The organism is Dechloromonas sp. HYN0024, from assembly GCF_003441615.1.
Lineage (GTDB): Bacteria > Pseudomonadota > Gammaproteobacteria > Burkholderiales > Rhodocyclaceae > Azonexus.
Genome location: NZ_CP031842.1, coordinates 329,807 through 345,066 on the forward strand (window position 1 = coordinate 329,807; position 15,260 = coordinate 345,066).

The 15,260-nt window shown below is 57.0% G+C and carries 30 protein-coding genes; all 30 read left to right on the top strand.

The window, feature by feature from the left end; all coding sequences use genetic code 11:
* Nucleotides 1-13 precede the first annotated feature (13 nt).
* The 30 genes from tuf (at nucleotide 14) to rplQ (ending at nucleotide 15,252) form a co-directional block, all read left to right on the top strand.
* Nucleotides 14-1,204, top strand: coding sequence for an elongation factor Tu (gene tuf, locus HYN24_RS01585; RefSeq protein ID WP_117607634.1), 1,191 nt, complete (start codon nucleotides 14-16; stop codon nucleotides 1,202-1,204).
* Nucleotides 1,205-1,266: 62 nt separating this feature from the next.
* Complete coding sequence (gene rpsJ, locus HYN24_RS01590) at nucleotides 1,267-1,578, top strand: 30S ribosomal protein S10 (protein WP_028994183.1); 312 nt, start codon at nucleotides 1,267-1,269, stop codon at nucleotides 1,576-1,578.
* A 109-nt stretch (nucleotides 1,579-1,687) separates the two neighbouring features.
* Entirely contained in the window at nucleotides 1,688-2,326 is a 639-nt protein-coding gene (rplC, locus tag HYN24_RS01595; RefSeq protein WP_117607645.1) for a 50S ribosomal protein L3, read from the top strand.
* 9 nt (nucleotides 2,327-2,335) lie between these two features.
* Nucleotides 2,336-2,959 carry a 50S ribosomal protein L4 gene (gene rplD / locus HYN24_RS01600; protein WP_117607646.1) on the top strand — a complete coding sequence of 208 codons (624 nt, stop codon included), beginning with the start codon at nucleotides 2,336-2,338 and terminating at the stop codon, nucleotides 2,957-2,959.
* Nucleotides 2,956-3,258 carry a 50S ribosomal protein L23 gene (gene rplW / locus HYN24_RS01605; RefSeq protein ID WP_117607647.1) on the top strand — a complete coding sequence of 101 codons (303 nt, stop codon included), beginning with the start codon at nucleotides 2,956-2,958 and terminating at the stop codon, nucleotides 3,256-3,258. Before rplD ends, rplW begins: the two co-directional genes overlap by 4 nt.
* Nucleotides 3,258-4,085, top strand: a complete 828-nt coding sequence (gene rplB, locus HYN24_RS01610) for a 50S ribosomal protein L2 (RefSeq protein ID WP_117607648.1) — start codon at nucleotides 3,258-3,260, stop codon at nucleotides 4,083-4,085. The genes rplW and rplB overlap by 1 nt, the downstream gene beginning before the upstream one ends.
* A gap of 10 nt (nucleotides 4,086-4,095) precedes the next feature.
* Nucleotides 4,096-4,371, top strand: a complete 276-nt coding sequence (gene rpsS / locus HYN24_RS01615) for a 30S ribosomal protein S19 (protein ID WP_011286091.1) — start codon at nucleotides 4,096-4,098, stop codon at nucleotides 4,369-4,371.
* 9 nt (nucleotides 4,372-4,380) lie between these two features.
* On the top strand, nucleotides 4,381-4,710 hold the full coding sequence (rplV, locus tag HYN24_RS01620) for a 50S ribosomal protein L22 (protein WP_117607649.1): 330 nt from the start codon (nucleotides 4,381-4,383) through the stop codon (nucleotides 4,708-4,710).
* Between the two features lie 9 nt (nucleotides 4,711-4,719).
* The gene (rpsC, locus tag HYN24_RS01625; protein WP_117607650.1) at nucleotides 4,720-5,499 is read left to right on the top strand and encodes a 30S ribosomal protein S3; all 780 of its coding nucleotides are present in this window, start codon (nucleotides 4,720-4,722) and stop codon (nucleotides 5,497-5,499) included.
* Between the two features lies 1 nt (nucleotide 5,500).
* Nucleotides 5,501-5,914 (top strand): 50S ribosomal protein L16, encoded by a 414-nt coding sequence (rplP, locus tag HYN24_RS01630; RefSeq protein ID WP_028994191.1) that lies wholly within the window; start codon nucleotides 5,501-5,503, stop codon nucleotides 5,912-5,914.
* Nucleotides 5,915-5,916: 2 nt separating this feature from the next.
* Nucleotides 5,917-6,111, top strand: coding sequence for a 50S ribosomal protein L29 (gene rpmC, locus HYN24_RS01635; protein ID WP_117607651.1), 195 nt, complete (start codon nucleotides 5,917-5,919; stop codon nucleotides 6,109-6,111).
* The gene (gene rpsQ / locus HYN24_RS01640; RefSeq protein WP_117607652.1) at nucleotides 6,108-6,374 is read left to right on the top strand and encodes a 30S ribosomal protein S17; all 267 of its coding nucleotides are present in this window, start codon (nucleotides 6,108-6,110) and stop codon (nucleotides 6,372-6,374) included. The genes rpmC and rpsQ overlap by 4 nt, the downstream gene beginning before the upstream one ends.
* A 154-nt stretch (nucleotides 6,375-6,528) precedes the next feature.
* Nucleotides 6,529-6,897, top strand: coding sequence for a 50S ribosomal protein L14 (gene rplN, locus HYN24_RS01645; protein WP_011286097.1), 369 nt, complete (start codon nucleotides 6,529-6,531; stop codon nucleotides 6,895-6,897).
* Between the two features lie 9 nt (nucleotides 6,898-6,906).
* Complete coding sequence (gene rplX, locus HYN24_RS01650; protein ID WP_117607653.1) at nucleotides 6,907-7,224, top strand: 50S ribosomal protein L24; 318 nt, start codon at nucleotides 6,907-6,909, stop codon at nucleotides 7,222-7,224.
* A 9-nt stretch (nucleotides 7,225-7,233) separates the two neighbouring features.
* Nucleotides 7,234-7,773 (top strand): 50S ribosomal protein L5, encoded by a 540-nt coding sequence (gene rplE, locus HYN24_RS01655; protein WP_117607654.1) that lies wholly within the window; start codon nucleotides 7,234-7,236, stop codon nucleotides 7,771-7,773.
* 7 nt (nucleotides 7,774-7,780) lie between these two features.
* Nucleotides 7,781-8,086 carry a 30S ribosomal protein S14 gene (rpsN, locus tag HYN24_RS01660; RefSeq protein WP_117607655.1) on the top strand — a complete coding sequence of 102 codons (306 nt, stop codon included), beginning with the start codon at nucleotides 7,781-7,783 and terminating at the stop codon, nucleotides 8,084-8,086.
* Nucleotides 8,087-8,100: 14 nt separating this feature from the next.
* A complete protein-coding gene (gene rpsH, locus HYN24_RS01665; protein WP_117607656.1) occupies nucleotides 8,101-8,496 on the top strand; it encodes a 30S ribosomal protein S8 in 396 nt (131 codons plus the stop codon).
* Between the two features lie 10 nt (nucleotides 8,497-8,506).
* On the top strand, nucleotides 8,507-9,037 hold the full coding sequence (gene rplF, locus HYN24_RS01670; protein ID WP_117607657.1) for a 50S ribosomal protein L6: 531 nt from the start codon (nucleotides 8,507-8,509) through the stop codon (nucleotides 9,035-9,037).
* A 9-nt stretch (nucleotides 9,038-9,046) separates the two neighbouring features.
* Nucleotides 9,047-9,403: a 50S ribosomal protein L18 gene (gene rplR / locus HYN24_RS01675; protein ID WP_117607658.1), complete on the top strand. Its 357-nt coding sequence runs from the start codon at nucleotides 9,047-9,049 to the stop codon at nucleotides 9,401-9,403.
* Between the two features lie 26 nt (nucleotides 9,404-9,429).
* Entirely contained in the window at nucleotides 9,430-9,957 is a 528-nt protein-coding gene (gene rpsE, locus HYN24_RS01680) for a 30S ribosomal protein S5 (RefSeq protein WP_117607659.1), read from the top strand.
* 3 nt (nucleotides 9,958-9,960) lie between these two features.
* Nucleotides 9,961-10,143, top strand: coding sequence for a 50S ribosomal protein L30 (gene rpmD / locus HYN24_RS01685; RefSeq protein ID WP_117607660.1), 183 nt, complete (start codon nucleotides 9,961-9,963; stop codon nucleotides 10,141-10,143).
* A gap of 3 nt (nucleotides 10,144-10,146) precedes the next feature.
* Nucleotides 10,147-10,587 carry a 50S ribosomal protein L15 gene (gene rplO / locus HYN24_RS01690; RefSeq protein ID WP_117607661.1) on the top strand — a complete coding sequence of 147 codons (441 nt, stop codon included), beginning with the start codon at nucleotides 10,147-10,149 and terminating at the stop codon, nucleotides 10,585-10,587.
* A 20-nt stretch (nucleotides 10,588-10,607) separates the two neighbouring features.
* A complete protein-coding gene (secY, locus tag HYN24_RS01695) occupies nucleotides 10,608-11,930 on the top strand; it encodes a preprotein translocase subunit SecY (RefSeq protein WP_117607662.1) in 1,323 nt (440 codons plus the stop codon).
* Nucleotides 11,931-11,936: 6 nt separating this feature from the next.
* Nucleotides 11,937-12,155 (top strand): translation initiation factor IF-1, encoded by a 219-nt coding sequence (gene infA, locus HYN24_RS01700; RefSeq protein ID WP_117607663.1) that lies wholly within the window; start codon nucleotides 11,937-11,939, stop codon nucleotides 12,153-12,155.
* A gap of 76 nt (nucleotides 12,156-12,231) precedes the next feature.
* On the top strand, nucleotides 12,232-12,345 hold the full coding sequence (gene rpmJ, locus HYN24_RS01705) for a 50S ribosomal protein L36 (protein WP_028994206.1): 114 nt from the start codon (nucleotides 12,232-12,234) through the stop codon (nucleotides 12,343-12,345).
* A gap of 48 nt (nucleotides 12,346-12,393) precedes the next feature.
* Entirely contained in the window at nucleotides 12,394-12,756 is a 363-nt protein-coding gene (gene rpsM / locus HYN24_RS01710) for a 30S ribosomal protein S13 (protein WP_117607664.1), read from the top strand.
* A gap of 12 nt (nucleotides 12,757-12,768) precedes the next feature.
* The gene (rpsK, locus tag HYN24_RS01715) at nucleotides 12,769-13,158 is read left to right on the top strand and encodes a 30S ribosomal protein S11 (RefSeq protein ID WP_066880003.1); all 390 of its coding nucleotides are present in this window, start codon (nucleotides 12,769-12,771) and stop codon (nucleotides 13,156-13,158) included.
* A 12-nt stretch (nucleotides 13,159-13,170) separates the two neighbouring features.
* Nucleotides 13,171-13,800: a 30S ribosomal protein S4 gene (gene rpsD, locus HYN24_RS01720; protein ID WP_117607665.1), complete on the top strand. Its 630-nt coding sequence runs from the start codon at nucleotides 13,171-13,173 to the stop codon at nucleotides 13,798-13,800.
* A 23-nt stretch (nucleotides 13,801-13,823) separates the two neighbouring features.
* Entirely contained in the window at nucleotides 13,824-14,798 is a 975-nt protein-coding gene (gene rpoA / locus HYN24_RS01725) for a DNA-directed RNA polymerase subunit alpha (protein WP_117607666.1), read from the top strand.
* Between the two features lie 55 nt (nucleotides 14,799-14,853).
* Nucleotides 14,854-15,252 carry a 50S ribosomal protein L17 gene (rplQ, locus tag HYN24_RS01730; protein ID WP_117607667.1) on the top strand — a complete coding sequence of 133 codons (399 nt, stop codon included), beginning with the start codon at nucleotides 14,854-14,856 and terminating at the stop codon, nucleotides 15,250-15,252.
* The last annotated feature ends 8 nt before the right edge of the window (nucleotides 15,253-15,260 follow it).

Consider the following 15,260-nt stretch of genomic DNA (forward strand, 5'->3'; position numbering starts at 1 on the left):
TGGAGAACAGATAATGGCAAAAGAGAAATTTGAACGTACCAAGCCGCACGTAAACGTTGGCACGATTGGTCACGTTGACCATGGCAAGACGACGCTGACGGCGGCGATCACGACGGTTCTGTCCGCCAAGTTTGGTGGTTCGGCCAAGAAGTATGACGAAATCGACGCAGCGCCGGAAGAAAAGGCCCGCGGTATTACGATCAATACCGCCCACGTTGAATACGAAACCGCGAATCGTCACTACGCTCACGTTGACTGCCCGGGTCACGCTGACTACGTCAAGAACATGATTACCGGTGCTGCCCAGATGGACGGCGCGATTCTGGTTTGTTCGGCTGCTGACGGCCCGATGCCGCAGACCCGCGAACACATTCTGCTGGCCCGTCAGGTTGGTGTGCCGTACGTTCTGGTGTTCATGAACAAGTGCGACATGGTTGACGATGCTGAGCTGCTTGAGCTGGTCGAAATGGAACTGCGCGAGCTGCTGTCCAAGTACGACTTCCCGGGCGACGACACCCCGATCATTCACGGTTCGGCCCTCAAGGCCCTCGAAGGCGACCAGTCTGAAATCGGCGAGCCGTCGATCTTCCGTCTGGCTGATGCCCTGGACTCCTACATTCCGACCCCGGAACGTGCGATTGACCAGCCGTTCCTGATGCCGGTTGAAGACGTCTTCTCGATCTCGGGTCGCGGCACTGTGGTGACCGGCCGTATCGAGCGTGGTGTTGTGAAGGTTGGCGAAGAAATCGAAATCGTTGGTATCCGCCCGACCGTCAAGACCACCTGTACCGGTGTTGAAATGTTCCGCAAGCTGCTCGATCAGGGTCAGGCTGGCGACAACGTTGGCGCGCTGCTGCGTGGTACCAAGCGTGAAGACGTCGAGCGTGGTCAGGTTCTGTGCAAGCCGGGTTCGGTCAAGCCGCACACCCACTTCACGTCGGAAGTGTACATCCTGTCGAAGGATGAAGGCGGCCGTCACACCCCGTTCTTCAATGGTTACCGTCCGCAGTTCTACTTCCGTACGACCGACGTGACCGGCTCCATCGATCTGCCGGAAGGCGTCGAGATGGTTATGCCTGGCGACAACATCGCCATGACCATCAAGCTGATCGCTCCGATCGCCATGGAAGAAGGTCTGCGTTTCGCCATCCGTGAAGGCGGTCGTACCGTCGGCGCCGGTGTCGTTGCCAAGATCATCGAGTAATTCGTTCTTTTAAAAATTCGGGGTGAGGTTCGCTTCACCCCATCGCTCTTTGGAAGCCAAAAATGCAAAGCCAGAAAATCCGTATCCGTCTCAAGGCCTTCGACTATCGCCTGATCGATCAATCCGCTCAGGAAATTGTTGAAACCGCCAAGCGTACCGGTGCAGTTGTCCGCGGTCCTGTGCCGCTGCCGACCCGCAAACAGCGTTTTGACATCCTGCGTTCGCCGCACGTCAACAAGGCTTCCCGTGATCAGCTGGAAATTCGTACCCATCTGCGTTTGATGGATATCGTTGATCCGACTGACAAGACCGTTGATGCGCTGATGAAGCTGGATCTGCCGGCTGGCGTGGACGTCGAAATCAAGTTGCAGTAATAAGGGTTAGCGGATATAATCCGCGCCTTTCGGGGGTGGCCGGCGACGGCTGCCCATTTGTTGTTTTACATCGACCGGCCAATCGCAGCCGGCGATGAGGAGAATAACCATGAGTCTAGGCCTTGTTGGTCGCAAGGTTGGCATGACTCGCATTTTTGCCGAGGATGGCGCGTCCATTCCGGTAACTGTGCTTGACGTGTCTAACAACCGAGTGACCCAAGTAAAAACGCCGGAGATCGATGGCTACTCAGCCATTCAGGTCGCATTCGGCAAGCGCCGTGCCTCTCGTGTTTCGAAGCCCCTCGCTGGCCATCTGGCCAAGGCGGGTGTCGAAGCCGGGCATGTGCTCAAGGAATTCCTGATCGGTGCTGATCAGCTCGCCACTTTCAAGGCGGGCGACCAGGTTGCCGTCACCATTTTTGCCGAAGGGCAAAAGGTTGACGTGACCGGTAGCTCCATCGGTAAGGGTTTCCAGGGTGGTATCAAACGCCACAATTTCAGTTCAAACCGTGCAACCCATGGTAACTCGCTGTCGCATAACGCGCCGGGCTCCATCGGTATGGCGCAGGATCCGGGTCGTGTTTTCCCGGGTAAGCGCATGGCCGGTCACATGGGTGACGTTCAGTCGACCATGCAGGGACTGACGATTGTTCGCGTTGATGCTGACCGCCAGCTGCTGCTGGTCAAGGGTGCCGTTCCTGGCGCCAAGGGTTCTGACGTCGTCGTACGTCCGGCAGTCAAGGGCTAAGGGGGCGACATGGAACTCAAGGTAATTAACGAACAAGGCCAGGAGTCTGCCAAGCTGCAGGCTTCCGACGTGCTGTTCGGTCGCGATTTCAACGAAGCGCTGGTTCATCAGATCGTCGTCGCCTATCAGGCCAACGCACGCTCCGGTGACCGTCAGCAGAAGGATCGCTCCGAAGTCCGTCACACCACCACCAAGCCGTGGCGCCAAAAGGGTACGGGTCGTGCCCGTGCTGGTAGCAATGGCAGCCCGCTGTGGCGTGGGGGCGGTCGTATTTTCCCGAATTCTCCGGAAGAGAATTTCAGCCAGAAGGTCAACAAGAAGATGTTCCGCGCCGGCATGGCTGCGATTCTCTCCGAGTTGGCCCGCCAGGACCGCCTCGTCGTCATCGACGATCTGTCCGTCGATGCGCCGAAGACCAAGCTTTTCACGCAAAAGCTGAAGGATCTGGGTCTCGAAGGCAATCTTCTGGTCATCACCGACGCGCTGAGTGAAAATCTTTATCTCTCGTCGCGCAACCTGCCCAACGTTCTGGTGCTGGAAGCTCAGGAAGCCGATCCGGTTTCCCTAGTTCGCTTCGCCAAGGTCCTCGTGACCAAGAACGCCGTGGCCAAGTTCGAGGAGATGTGGGGATGAATCAAGAGCGTCTGATGCAGGTGCTGCTCGCACCGCAAATCTCCGAGAAGGCTACCTACGTTGCTGACAAGCACAATCAGGTAATCTTCCGCGTTGCTTCCGATGCCACCAAGCCGGAAATCAAGGCTGCCGTTGAACTCCTGTTCAAGGTTGAAGTGGGCGCTGTTCAAGTCGCCAACGTCAAGGGCAAGGTCAAGCGTTTCAAGGGTGCGGTTGGTCGTCGCAAGGGCTGGAAGAAAGCCTATGTGAGCCTCAAGCCGGGCCAGGAACTCAACTTTGTTGAAGGGGGGAATGCTTAATGGCCCTCGTTAAAGTCAAGCCGACTTCCCCGGGGCGTCGTGCCGTTGTTCAGGTGGTTAACCCCAATCTGCACAAAGGCAAGCCGTTTGCCGCCCTGGTAGAAGCCAAGTCCGGTAATGCCGGTCGTAACAACAATGGCCGTATCACCGTTCGCCATCAAGGCGGCGGTCACAAGCAGGCTTATCGCGTTATCGATTTCAAGCGCAACAAGGACGGGATTCCGGCCAAGGTTGAGCGCCTGGAATACGATCCGAACCGTACTGCCAATATCGCCCTGTTGTGCTACGCCGACGGCGAGCGCCGCTACATCATTGCCAACAAGGGCATGGTAGTTGGTCAGCCGATCATGAGTGGTTCGGAAGCGCCGATCAAGTCGGGTAACGCTCTGCCGATCCGCAATATTCCGGTTGGTACGACCATCTGCTGCGTCGAGATGATGCCTGGCAAGGGTGCGCAGATTGCGCGTTCGGCCGGTACTTCCGTCCAGCTGCTGGCTCGCGAAGGTTCCTATGCCCAGATCCGCCTCCGCTCCGGCGAAGTGCGTCGCGTGCATGTCGAATGTCGCGCCACCATCGGTGAAGTTGGCAACGAAGAGCACAATCTGCGCAAGTACGGCAAGGCCGGTGCTATGCGTTGGCGTGGTATTCGCCCGACCGTTCGTGGTACTGCCATGAACCCGGTTGATCACCCCCACGGTGGTGGTGAAGGTCGTACCGGCGAAGGTCGCGTGCCAGTCAATCCGTGGGGTCAGCCCACTAAGGGTTACCGCACCCGCAGCAACAAGCGCACGAACAGCATGATCGTTCAGCGCCGTCACAAGCGTTAAGGGGTAGGAAATGGGACGTTCTCTCAAAAAGGGCCCGTTTGTTGATGCGCATCTGATCGACAAGGTCGAAGCAGTCCGCGCCACCAGCGACAAGCGCCCGATCAAGACATGGTCGCGTCGTTCGACGATCCTCCCCGAGTTCATCGGCCTGACGATTGCGGTGCACAACGGCAAGCAACATATTCCGGTGTTCGTTACCGAAAATATGGTCGGTCACAAGCTCGGCGAGTTCTCGCTGACCCGTACGTTCAAGGGTCACACCGCCGGCAAGAAGGCCAAGAAGTAAGGAGCTGACATGGAAACTCGTGCAAATTTGCGAGGCGTACGCCTCTCTGCGCAAAAGGGCCGCTTGGTTGCGGACCTCGTGCGCGGCAAGCCGGTTGGCCAGGCTCTGAACATCCTGGCTTTCTGCCCCAAAAAGGGCGCCGGTATCGTCAAGAAAGTGCTGGAGTCGGCAATTGCCAACGCCGAGCACAACGATGGTGCTGATATCGACGAACTGACGGTGAAAACCATCTACGTTGAAAAAGGCATGGTGCTCAAGCGTTTCACCGCGCGCGCCAAGGGTCGTGGCAATCGGATCATCAAGCCGACCTGCCATATCTATCTGACCGTTGGTAACTAAGGAAGAGCCATGGGACAGAAAATTCATCCGACTGGCTTCCGCCTGGCAGTCACCAAGAACTGGGGTTCGCGCTGGTACGCCAACAGCAAGGACTTCCCGGGGATGCTCAACGAAGACATCAAGGTTCGTGAGTATCTCAAGCGCAAGCTGGCGCACGCCTCTGTGGGTCGTGTGCTGATCGAGCGTCCGGCCAAGAATGCCCGCGTCACCATCTATTCGGCTCGTCCGGGTGTGGTGATCGGCAAGAAGGGCGAAGACATCGAGCAGCTGCGTACGGATCTTCAGCGCATCATGGGCGTTCCCGTCCATGTGTCGATCGAAGAAATCCGCAAGCCGGAAATCGATGCTCAACTGATCGCCGATTCGATTGCTCAGCAACTCGAAAAGCGCATCATGTTCCGTCGTGCCATGAAGCGCGCCATGCAAAATGCCATGCGCCTCGGTGCCCAGGGCATCAAGGTGATGAGCGCCGGCCGTCTGAACGGTGCTGAAATTGCCCGTAGCGAATGGTATCGTGAAGGTCGTGTGCCGCTGCACACCCTGCGCGCCGACATTGACTACGCAACCTCTGAAGCGCTGACCACCTACGGCATCATTGGTATCAAGGTCTGGGTTTACAAGGGCGACATGCTGGATCGTAACGAGCAGCCGGAAGTTGTCGAGCCGGTGGCCGATGATCGTCGTCCGCGTCGTGCACCGGGCAAGCCGGAAGGCGACAAGCCGCGTACCCGTACCGTCAAGAAGGCTGATGGTGCTGGTGCGCCGGGCGCAAGAAAGGCAGGTGCTTAACATGCTGCAACCAAATCGCCGCAAGTTCCGCAAGGAACACAAGGGGCGCAACGAAGGTCTGGCTACCCGTGGCACCAAGGTGTCGTTCGGTGAGTGGGGCCTCAAGGCAACCGGTCGTGGCCGCCTGACGGCTCGCCAGATCGAAGCTGCCCGTCGTGCCATGACCCGTCACATCAAGCGTGGCGGTCGCATCTGGATCCGTATCTTCCCGGACAAGCCGATTTCCAAGAAGCCGGCCGAAGTTCGTATGGGTAACGGTAAGGGTAACCCGGAGTACTGGGTTGCTGAAATCCAGCCGGGCAAAGTGCTCTATGAGATGGATGGTGTCAATGAAGCCCTGGCCCGCGAAGCATTTGCTCTCGCTGCTGCCAAGTTGCCGATTGCCACCACCTTCGTGACTCGTCATCTGGGGTAATCATGAAAGCTAGTGAATTGAGAACCAAGAGCGTGGACGAGCTCAACAAGGAATTGCTGGACCTGTTGAGGGCCCAGTTCGGTATGCGTATGCAGCTCGCTACCCAGCAGCTGTCCAATACCAGCCAAATGTCCAAGGTGCGTCGCGACATCGCTCGCGTTCGTACGCTTATCCGTGAAAAGGCGGTGCAGCAATGAGCGAAACCACCAGTATCAAACGTACTCTCGTCGGTCGCGTTGTCAGCGACAAGATGGAAAAGACGGTTACCGTCCTCGTCGAACGCAAGGTCAAGCACCCCATGTACGGCAAGGTGATGGTTCGTTCCAAGAAGTATCACGCCCACAATGAAGGCAATTCGGCCAAGGCCGGCGATCTCGTCGAGATCGTCGAAACCCGTCCGGTTTCCCGCACCAAGACCTGGGCAGTGACGAGCGTTCTTGAGAAGGCGATCGTTGTATAACGAAAGTTTCTTAAAATGCTTGCGTAGTCATCAAAGAAGCCGGTATAATCCGGCTTCTTTTTTGCGGCCCTCGTCCTGAGGGTTTGCGAAGTTGTTCAACCCGTACGGGTTCCAAGACTGACCGCGCAAGTGGATTAAGTTGGAGTTAATTTAAATGATTCAGATGCAGACGACTCTGGATGTCGCCGATAACACCGGCGCACGTTCAGTAATGTGTATCAAAGTGCTCGGTGGATCCAGGCGCCGCTATGCTGGCATTGGTGACATCATCAAGGTCAGCATCAAGGATGCTGCCCCGCGTGGCCGCGTCAAAAAGGGCGATGTTTACAATGCCGTGGTGGTTCGTACCGCCAAGGGCGTTCGTCGTCCCGATGGTTCGCTGGTTCGCTTTGATGGCAATGCCGCCGTTCTTCTTAACAACAAGCTCGAGCCGATCGGCACGCGCATCTTTGGCCCGGTAACCCGCGAACTGCGTACCGAGCGCTTTATGAAGATCGTGTCCCTGGCTCCTGAAGTGCTGTAAGGACTGGCCATGGAAAAAATTCGTAAAGGCGACGAAATCGTCGTGATTACCGGTAAAGACAAAGGCAAGCGCGGTACCGTGCTGCGTCGTGTCGATGATGAGCATGTGCTCGTCGAGGGTGTCAATCGTGCCAAGAAGCACGTCAAGCCGAACCCCGTAAAGGGTGTGGCGGGTGGCATCGTCGATAAGGATATGCCGATTCATATCTCCAATGTTGCGCTGTTCAATCCGGCGACCAAGAAGGCTGACCGTGTCGGCATCAAGGCGCTCGAGGATGGCCGCAAGGTTCGCGTGTTCAAGTCGAACGGCGAACTGGTAAACGCATAAGGAGCGGACATGGCGCGTTTGCAAGAGTTTTACAAAGAAACCGTGGTTGCTGATCTCAGCAAGCAGTTCGGTTACAAGTCCGTGATGGAAGTTCCGCGCATCACCAAGATCACCCTGAACATGGGTGTCGGTGAAGCGGTGGCTGACAAGAAGGTTCTCGAAAACGCCGTTGGCGACATGCAGAAGATTGCAGGTCAGAAGCCGGTGACGACCAAGGCTCGCAAGTCTATTGCTGGCTTCAAGATTCGTGATGGCTACCCGATCGGTTGCATGGTCACGCTGCGTGGTCCGCGTATGTTCGAGTTCCTGGATCGTCTGGTTACTGTTGCGCTGCCGCGAGTTCGCGACTTCCGTGGGGTGTCTGGCAAGGGTTTCGACGGCCAGGGCAACTACAACATGGGCGTTAAAGAACAGATCATTTTCCCGGAAATCGAGTACGACAAGATCGATGCTCTGCGGGGTATGAACATCAGCATCACCACGACCGCGAAAACCGACGCAGAAGCCAAGGCTCTGTTGGCGGCGTTCAAGTTCCCGTTCAAGAATTGAGGCAATCATGGCAAAACTTGCTCTGATCAACCGTGAAGAAAAGCGCCGCAAGCTTGTGGCTCAGTACGCCAAGAAGCGTGCTGCCCTCGAGGCGATTTTCAACAACGCGAGCCTGTCTGACGATGAGCGTTACGCTGCCCGTCTGAAGTTTCAGGCCCTGCCGCGCAATTCGAGCCCGTCTCGTCTGCGCAATCGTTGCCAGCTGACTGGTCGTCCGCGTGGTGTTTTCCGTAAGTTCGGTCTGTGCCGTCACAAGATCCGCGAACTGGCCTTCAATGGCGAAGTTCCGGGTGTTGTTAAAGCCAGCTGGTAAAAGGAGATTCAGAAATGGCTATGAGCGATCCGATCGCGGACATGCTGACTCGCATCCGCAACGCCCAGCTCGCCGAGAAGGCGTCTGTCTCCATGCCCTCGTCCAAAGTCAAGGTGGCTATCGCTGCCGTGCTCAAGGATGAAGGTTACGTTGATGATTTCGCAGTTCGTCAGGCTGATGGCAAGCCGACCCTCGATATCGCACTCAAGTATTACGCCGGTCGTCCGGTCATTGAGCGCATCGAGCGTGTCTCCAAGCCTGGTCTGCGTATCTACAAGGGTTGCGAAGACATTCCTCGCGTCATGAACGGTTTGGGCGTCGCCATCGTGTCGACCCCCAAGGGCGTCATGACTGATCGCAAGGCTCGCGCCAGCAAGGTCGGCGGCGAAGTTCTTTGCATCGTGGCATAAGGGGATAACGATGTCTCGTATTGGTAAGAATCCCATCGTTTTGCCGGCAGGCGTTGAAGTCTCCATCGGCGATCAAATTACCGTCAAGGGCCCGCTGGGTACCCTGAAGGCAATTACGCATCCGTCCGTGACGATTTCCGTCGAAGGTCAGAACGTCCAGGTTTCCAAGGTTGAAGGCGCCGCTAACGCAGCTGCCATGTGGGGCACCATGCGTGCCAACATCAACAACATGGTGACTGGTGTTTCCAAGGGTTTCGAGCGCAAGCTGCAGCTGGTCGGCGTGGGGTACCGCGCCCAGGCCGCCGGCGATGTGCTGAACCTGTCGTTGGGCTTTTCCCACCCGGTCGCGCACAAGATGCCGGCTGGTGTGAAAGTGGAATGCCCGACCCAGACCGAAATCCTGATCAAGGGGGCCGACAAGCAACAGGTTGGCCAGGTCGCTGCCGAAGTTCGTGCATACCGCAAGCCGGAGCCCTATAAGGGCAAGGGCGTTCGGTACTCGGACGAAGTGGTGGTTATCAAGGAAACCAAGAAGAAGTAAGGGTGGCATATGTTTAATAAGAAACAAGCGCGTCTGCGCCGTTCCCGCCAAACCCGGGCCAAAATCGCCGAACTCAAGGCTGTGCGTCTGTGCGTCAATCGCACGAACCAGCACATCTATGCTCAGATCATTTCGCCCTGTGGCGGCAAGGTTCTGGCTTCGGCTTCCACGCTGGACAAGGACGTTCGTAATGACGTTCCGAACGGCGGTAACAAGGCTGCTGCCACTTCGGTGGGCAAGCTGATTGCCGAGCGCGCCAAGGCCGCCGGCATTGAGCAAGTGGCTTTCGATCGTTCCGGTCTTCAGTACCACGGTCGGGTTCAGGCGCTGGCGGAAGCCGCGCGTGAAGCCGGTCTGAAGTTCTGATCGCCGCGAAAGGATAAGGTTAGAAAATGGCTAAACCTGAAAGAAACAAGAAGCCGCAGCAAGCTGAAGAGCGTGATGACGGCATGCGCGAAAAGATGGTCGCGGTCAATCGCGTTACCAAGGTGGTTAAGGGCGGCCGAATCCTCGGTTTCGCAGCCCTGACCGTCGTTGGTGACGGCGATGGCGGCATCGGCATGGGCAAGGGCAAGTCCCGCGAAGTGCCCGTTGCTGCTCAGAAGGCAATGGAAGAGGCCCGTCGCAAGATGGCCAAGGTCAGCCTGAAGAACGGCACCGTTCATCACACCGTCATGGGCCGTCACGGCGCCACGACCGTGATGATCCAGCCGGCACCGGAAGGTACGGGCATCATCGCCGGCGGCGCCATGCGCGCTGTCTTCGAAGTTGTCGGTGTGACCAACGTGGTGGCCAAGGCTCACGGCTCGACCAATCCTTACAACATCGTGCGTGCCACCATCGACGGTCTGTCGAAGGTCAATACGCCGTCGGAAATTGCCGCCAAGCGTGGTCTTCCGATCGAACGGGTTCTGGGGTAAGTCATGGCTGACAAGAAAATCACAGTGAAGCTCGTCAAGAGCATCATCGGCACCAAGCAGGACCACCGCGCCACCGTGCGTGGTCTGGGTCTGCGCAAGCTGAACAGCACCTCTGAACTGGTGGATACGCCGTGTGTTCGCGGCATGATCCAGAAGGTTCAGTATCTCGTCAAGGTTGAGGGTTAAGCCATGCGTCTGAATACCATCAAGCCGGGTGAAGGCTCCAAGAAGGCCGCCAAGCGCGTCGGTCGTGGCATCGGTTCCGGCCTCGGCAAGACCTGTGGCCGTGGCCACAAGGGTCAGAAGTCCCGTTCGGGCGGTTTCCACAAGGTTGGTTTCGAAGGCGGTCAAATGCCTTTGCAGCGTCGCTTGCCGAAGCGCGGTTTCAACTCGCTGACGCGTGCCCGTAACTACGAAGTCCGCCTGACCGATCTCGAGCGTCTGCCGGTTGAAGAGATTGATCTCCTCGCCCTGCAAGTCGCCGGTATCGTTCCGGGTGATGCTCTCTCCGCCAAGGTCATCCTTTCGGGCGCCATCGCTCGCAAGGTTATCCTCAAGGGTGTGGGCGCGACCAAGGGTGCCAAGGCTGCAATTGAAGCCGCTGGCGGCTCCGTCGTCGTCGCTGAGTAAGACAGGGAAAGGTTAGAACGTTGGCAGCAAATCCCAATACCGTTGGCAAGGGTGGCAAGTTCGGCGATCTCAAGCGCCGGCTCTGGTTCCTGCTTGGCGCGCTCGTTGTGTATCGCATCGGCGCCCACATTCCGGTTCCTGGGATTGACCCCAACGCGCTGGCCGATCTCTTCAATTCGCAACAGGGCGGCATCCTGGGCATGTTCAACATGTTCTCGGGTGGTGCCTTGTCGCGATTCACCATTTTTGCATTGGGGATCATGCCGTACATTTCGGCCTCGATCATCATGCAACTGATGAGTGTCGCCAGTCCGCAGCTGGAAGCCCTTAAAAAAGAGGGTGAGGCCGGACGTCGCAAGATTACGCAATACACGCGCTACGGCACCGTTATTCTTGCCCTGTTCCAGGGGCTGGGTATCGCGGTGGCACTTGAAGCGCAGGCTGGGCTGGTTAACGATCCGGGCTTCATGTTCCGACTGACTACGGTATCGACCCTGCTGACCGGCACGATGTTCCTGATGTGGCTGGGTGAGCAGATCACCGAGCGCGGTCTGGGCAATGGTATCTCGATCATTATTTTCGCCGGTATCGCTGCCGGGCTGCCGAACGCTATTGGTGGCTTGCTCGAGCTGGTTCGCACTGGTGCCATGCACCCGCTGACGGCACTGATCATCTGTGTTCTGGTCGTGGTCGTCACCGCCTTCGTGGTCTTCGTCGAACGGGGCCAGCGGAAGATTCTGGTTAATTACGCCAAGCGCCAGGTTGGCAACAAGATTTATGGCGGTCAGAGCTCGCATCTGCCCCTCAAGCTGAACATGTCCGGTGTTATTCCGCCGATCTTCGCTTCCTCGATCATCCTGTTCCCGGCTACGGTCGCCAACTGGTTTGGCGCCAGCGAGTCGATGCACTGGTTGAAGGATGTCGCCGGCACCTTGTCGCCCGGACAGCCGATTTACGTCATGCTGTACGCCTCGGCGATCGTGTTTTTCTGTTTCTTCTACACGGCCCTTGTGTTCAATTCCAAGGAAACCGCCGACAACCTGAAGAAGAGCGGTGCTTTTGTTCCCGGCATCCGTCCGGGTGAGCAGACGGCGCGCTATATCGACAAGATCTTGATGCGCTTGACGCTGATCGGGGCGGCTTACATTACTGTCGTCTGTTTGTTACCGGAATTTTTGATTCTGAAGTGGAATGTGCCGTTCTACTTCGGGGGTACCTCTCTGTTGATTATCGTCGTCGTGACCATGGACTTCATGTCCCAGGTGCAGGCGTACGTGATGTCGCACCAGTATGAAAGCTTGCTGAAGAAGGCAAATTTCAAAGGCGCGCCGATGATCAAGTAATCGCTTATGGCAAAAGAGGATTACATCGAAATGCAAGGGGAGGTTGTTGAAAACCTCCCAAACGCGACCTTCAAGGTCCGGTTGGAAAATGGCCATATTGTTCATGGGTTCATTTCCGGAAAAATGCGGATGCACTACATCCGAATTCTTCCTGGTGACAAAGTGACCGTGCAATTGACGCCGTATGATTTAAGCAAGGCCCGGATCGTTTTCCGGGTCAAGTAAAAGAGTTCTCTACGCAATAAACCGCAGGGCAAGGAATCACGGCTGCTTCCAAGCTCTCGCAGACGAGGAGTTAAACATGAAAGTGCAACCTTCAGTGAAGCGCGTGTGTCGCAATTGCAAAGTCATCCGTCGCAAGGGTGTCGTGCGCGTCATTTGCAAGGACCCGCGTCACAAGCAGCGCCAGGGCTAATGGCTCTGGTGTCGGCATTTGTTAATTTTGAAATAGTGGAGTGATTCGATGGCCCGTATCGCAGGGGTAAACATTCCGAACCATCAGCATGCAGAAATCGCTTTGACCGCGATTTTCGGCATCGGCCGTACCCGCGCACAAAAGATTTGTGACGCGGCCGGCATCGTTCGTTCTACCAAAATGAAGGACCTGTCCGATGCGGACATGGATCGTCTGCGTGACGAAGTCGGCAAATTCACCGTAGAAGGTGATCTGCGTCGCGAAGTCACAATGAATATCAAGCGTCTGATGGACCTCGGTTGCTACCGTGGCCTTCGCCATCGCAAGGGCTTGCCTTGCCGTGGTCAGCGCACCCGTACCAATGCTCGTACTCGCAAGGGTCCGCGCAAGGCCATCGCTGGCAAGAAGTAATAGGGACAGAACATGGCAAAGACTGCTACCAAAGTTCGCAAAAAGGTTAAAAAGAACGTTGCTGAGGGCATCGCCCACATCCACGCTTCGTTCAATAACACCATCATCACCATTACCGATCGCCAGGGCAATGCGCTGTCCTGGGCAACGTCCGGTGGTGCCGGCTTCCGCGGTTCGCGTAAGTCCACCCCGTTCGCCGCTCAGGTTGCTGCTGAAGCTGCCGGCAAGGCTGCTCAGGAATGTGGCGTCAAGAATCTGGAAGTTCGCATCAAGGGCCCCGGTCCTGGTCGTGAATCCTCTGTCCGCGCCCTCAACGCGCTGGGCATGAAGATCACCGCGATTTCCGACGTGACGCCGGTGCCGCATAACGGTTGCCGTCCGCCCAAAAAGCGCCGCATCTAAGGAGAAAGACAAGTGGCTCGTAATCTCGATCCGAAATGCCGTCAGTGCCGCCGCGAAGGCGAAAAGCTGTTCCTGAAGGGCGAAAAGTGTTTTACCGATAAGTGTGCCATCGAGCGTCGTTCGTACGCTCCTGGCCAGCATGGCCAGAAGTCTGGCGCCCGTCTGTCCGACTATGGCGTCCACCTCCGTGCCAAGCAGAAGATTCGTCGTGTTTACGGCGTCCTTGAAGGCCAGTTCCGCAAGACCTTTGCTGAAGCTGACCGTCGCAAGGGCCAGACCGGTGAAAACCTGCTGCAATTGCTCGAAGCTCGCCTTGATTCCGTCGCTTACCGTATGGGTTTTGGTGCTTCCCGCACCGAGTCCCGTCAGATCGTTCGCCACAACGGCGTTCTGGTTAACGGCAAGCGCTGCAATATTCCTTCCTTTATCGTCAAGCCGGGTGATGTTGTCCAGCTGACCGACCGTGCCCGCGCATCCCTGCGTTGCAAGGCTGCACTGGAAGCTGCTGAGTCCCGCGGTTTCCCCGAGTGGATTTCGGTGGATGTCAAGGAAGGCAAGGGCACATTCAAGGCCATGCCGCAGCGCTCTGAACTGCCGGCGACCCTGAATGAAGGTCTCGTCATCGAACTTTACTCGAAGTAAGCACTGAGCAGAGGATCTAGCCCATGCAAAGCAGTGGACTTCTAAAACCCCGTATCATCGACGTGCAGAGCGTTTCGCCCGTGCAGGCCAAAGTGGTCATGGAACCGTTTGAACGCGGTTATGGCCATACGCTTGGCAACGCGCTGCGTCGCATTCTGCTCTCCTCGATGGTTGGTTACGCACCGACCGAGGTGGGTATCGATGGTGTTCTTCATGAGTACTCGACCATTGATGGCGTGCAGGAAGATGTCGTCGACATCCTTCTCAACCTCAAGGGTATTGTGTTCAAGCTGCACAATCGCGATGTGGTTAACCTGAAGCTGACCAAGGAAGGTGAAGGCCCCGTTCGTGCTGGCGATATCGAATTGCCGCACGATGTGGAAATCATCAACCCTGAACACGTCATCGCTCACCTCTCCGCGGGCGGCAAGCTGTCCATGGAGATCAAGGTCGAAAAGGGTCGTGGCTACGTACCGGGCAACATGCGCAATCTCGGCGACGCCAAGTCTATTGGCAAGCTGGTGCTTGATGCATCTTTCAGCCCGATCCGTCGCGTTGCTTATGCGGTCGAAAGCGCCCGCGTCGAGCAGCGTACCGACCTTGACAAGCTGATCGTCGATATCGAAACGAACGGTGTCGTCGAACCGGAAGAAGCTATCCGTTACGCTGCTCGCGTGCTGATGGAACAACTTTCGGTCTTCGCTGATCTGGAAGGTACCGCACCGGTCGCCGAGGCTTCCAAGCCGGCTCAGGTTGACCCGGTTCTGCTCCGTCCGGTCGATGATCTCGAATTGACGGTTCGTTCTGCGAACTGCCTCAAGGCTGAGAACATCTACTACATCGGCGATCTGATTCAGCGTACCGAGAATGAGCTTCTCAAGACCCCGAATCTGGGTCGCAAGTCGCTGAATGAGATCAAGGAAGTGTTGGCCGCGCGCGGTCTGACACTCGGCATGAAACTGGAAAACTGGCCGCCCGCCGGTCTGGAAAAGGCGTAAGCCTTTTCCTCCCGGGCAGTCAAGGGACGCCTGCAGAATATAGAAAGGATTAACCATGCGTCACCGCAATGGACTTCGCAAACTGAACCGCACCAGCAGCCATCGCCTGGCGATGCTGCGCAACATGACCGTTTCCCTGCTCAAGCACGAGGCTATCAAGACCACCGTGCCGAAGGCCAAGGAACTGCGCCGTGTTGTTGAGCCCATGATCACCCTCGGCAAGACCCCGACGCTGGCTAACAAGCGTCTGGCTTTTGACCGTCTGCGCGACCGCGATATCGTGGTCAAGCTGTTCGCCGAAATCGGCCCGCGTTACGCAACCCGTCCGGGTGGCTACCTTCGCATCCTGAAGTGTGGCTTCCGTGTCGGCGACAACGCACCGATGGCTTTCGTCGAGCTGGTTGATCGTCCGGAGCCCACCGAGGCTGTGGAAATCGAAGAATCGGCTGCGTAATACGTACC

Bases quoted from the DNA above. Each gene is read 5' to 3' on its own strand.
- tuf (WP_117607634.1), top strand. From the start codon at position 14: ATGGCAAAAGAGAAATTTGAACGTACCAAGCCGCACGTAAACGTTGGC.
- rpsJ (WP_028994183.1), top strand. From the start codon at position 1,267: ATGCAAAGCCAGAAAATCCGTATCCGTCTCAAGGCCTTCGACTATCGC.
- rplC (WP_117607645.1), top strand. From the start codon at position 1,688: ATGAGTCTAGGCCTTGTTGGTCGCAAGGTTGGCATGACTCGCATTTTT.
- rplD (WP_117607646.1), top strand. From the start codon at position 2,336: ATGGAACTCAAGGTAATTAACGAACAAGGCCAGGAGTCTGCCAAGCTG.
- rplW (WP_117607647.1), top strand. From the start codon at position 2,956: ATGAATCAAGAGCGTCTGATGCAGGTGCTGCTCGCACCGCAAATCTCC.
- rplB (WP_117607648.1), top strand. From the start codon at position 3,258: ATGGCCCTCGTTAAAGTCAAGCCGACTTCCCCGGGGCGTCGTGCCGTT.
- rpsS (WP_011286091.1), top strand. From the start codon at position 4,096: ATGGGACGTTCTCTCAAAAAGGGCCCGTTTGTTGATGCGCATCTGATC.
- rplV (WP_117607649.1), top strand. From the start codon at position 4,381: ATGGAAACTCGTGCAAATTTGCGAGGCGTACGCCTCTCTGCGCAAAAG.
- rpsC (WP_117607650.1), top strand. From the start codon at position 4,720: ATGGGACAGAAAATTCATCCGACTGGCTTCCGCCTGGCAGTCACCAAG.
- rplP (WP_028994191.1), top strand. From the start codon at position 5,501: ATGCTGCAACCAAATCGCCGCAAGTTCCGCAAGGAACACAAGGGGCGC.
- rpmC (WP_117607651.1), top strand. From the start codon at position 5,917: ATGAAAGCTAGTGAATTGAGAACCAAGAGCGTGGACGAGCTCAACAAG.
- rpsQ (WP_117607652.1), top strand. From the start codon at position 6,108: ATGAGCGAAACCACCAGTATCAAACGTACTCTCGTCGGTCGCGTTGTC.
- rplN (WP_011286097.1), top strand. From the start codon at position 6,529: ATGATTCAGATGCAGACGACTCTGGATGTCGCCGATAACACCGGCGCA.
- rplX (WP_117607653.1), top strand. From the start codon at position 6,907: ATGGAAAAAATTCGTAAAGGCGACGAAATCGTCGTGATTACCGGTAAA.
- rplE (WP_117607654.1), top strand. From the start codon at position 7,234: ATGGCGCGTTTGCAAGAGTTTTACAAAGAAACCGTGGTTGCTGATCTC.
- rpsN (WP_117607655.1), top strand. From the start codon at position 7,781: ATGGCAAAACTTGCTCTGATCAACCGTGAAGAAAAGCGCCGCAAGCTT.
- rpsH (WP_117607656.1), top strand. From the start codon at position 8,101: ATGGCTATGAGCGATCCGATCGCGGACATGCTGACTCGCATCCGCAAC.
- rplF (WP_117607657.1), top strand. From the start codon at position 8,507: ATGTCTCGTATTGGTAAGAATCCCATCGTTTTGCCGGCAGGCGTTGAA.
- rplR (WP_117607658.1), top strand. From the start codon at position 9,047: ATGTTTAATAAGAAACAAGCGCGTCTGCGCCGTTCCCGCCAAACCCGG.
- rpsE (WP_117607659.1), top strand. From the start codon at position 9,430: ATGGCTAAACCTGAAAGAAACAAGAAGCCGCAGCAAGCTGAAGAGCGT.
- rpmD (WP_117607660.1), top strand. From the start codon at position 9,961: ATGGCTGACAAGAAAATCACAGTGAAGCTCGTCAAGAGCATCATCGGC.
- rplO (WP_117607661.1), top strand. From the start codon at position 10,147: ATGCGTCTGAATACCATCAAGCCGGGTGAAGGCTCCAAGAAGGCCGCC.
- infA (WP_117607663.1), top strand. From the start codon at position 11,937: ATGGCAAAAGAGGATTACATCGAAATGCAAGGGGAGGTTGTTGAAAAC.
- rpmJ (WP_028994206.1), top strand. From the start codon at position 12,232: ATGAAAGTGCAACCTTCAGTGAAGCGCGTGTGTCGCAATTGCAAAGTC.
- rpsM (WP_117607664.1), top strand. From the start codon at position 12,394: ATGGCCCGTATCGCAGGGGTAAACATTCCGAACCATCAGCATGCAGAA.
- rpsK (WP_066880003.1), top strand. From the start codon at position 12,769: ATGGCAAAGACTGCTACCAAAGTTCGCAAAAAGGTTAAAAAGAACGTT.
- rpoA (WP_117607666.1), top strand. From the start codon at position 13,824: ATGCAAAGCAGTGGACTTCTAAAACCCCGTATCATCGACGTGCAGAGC.
- rplQ (WP_117607667.1), top strand. From the start codon at position 14,854: ATGCGTCACCGCAATGGACTTCGCAAACTGAACCGCACCAGCAGCCAT.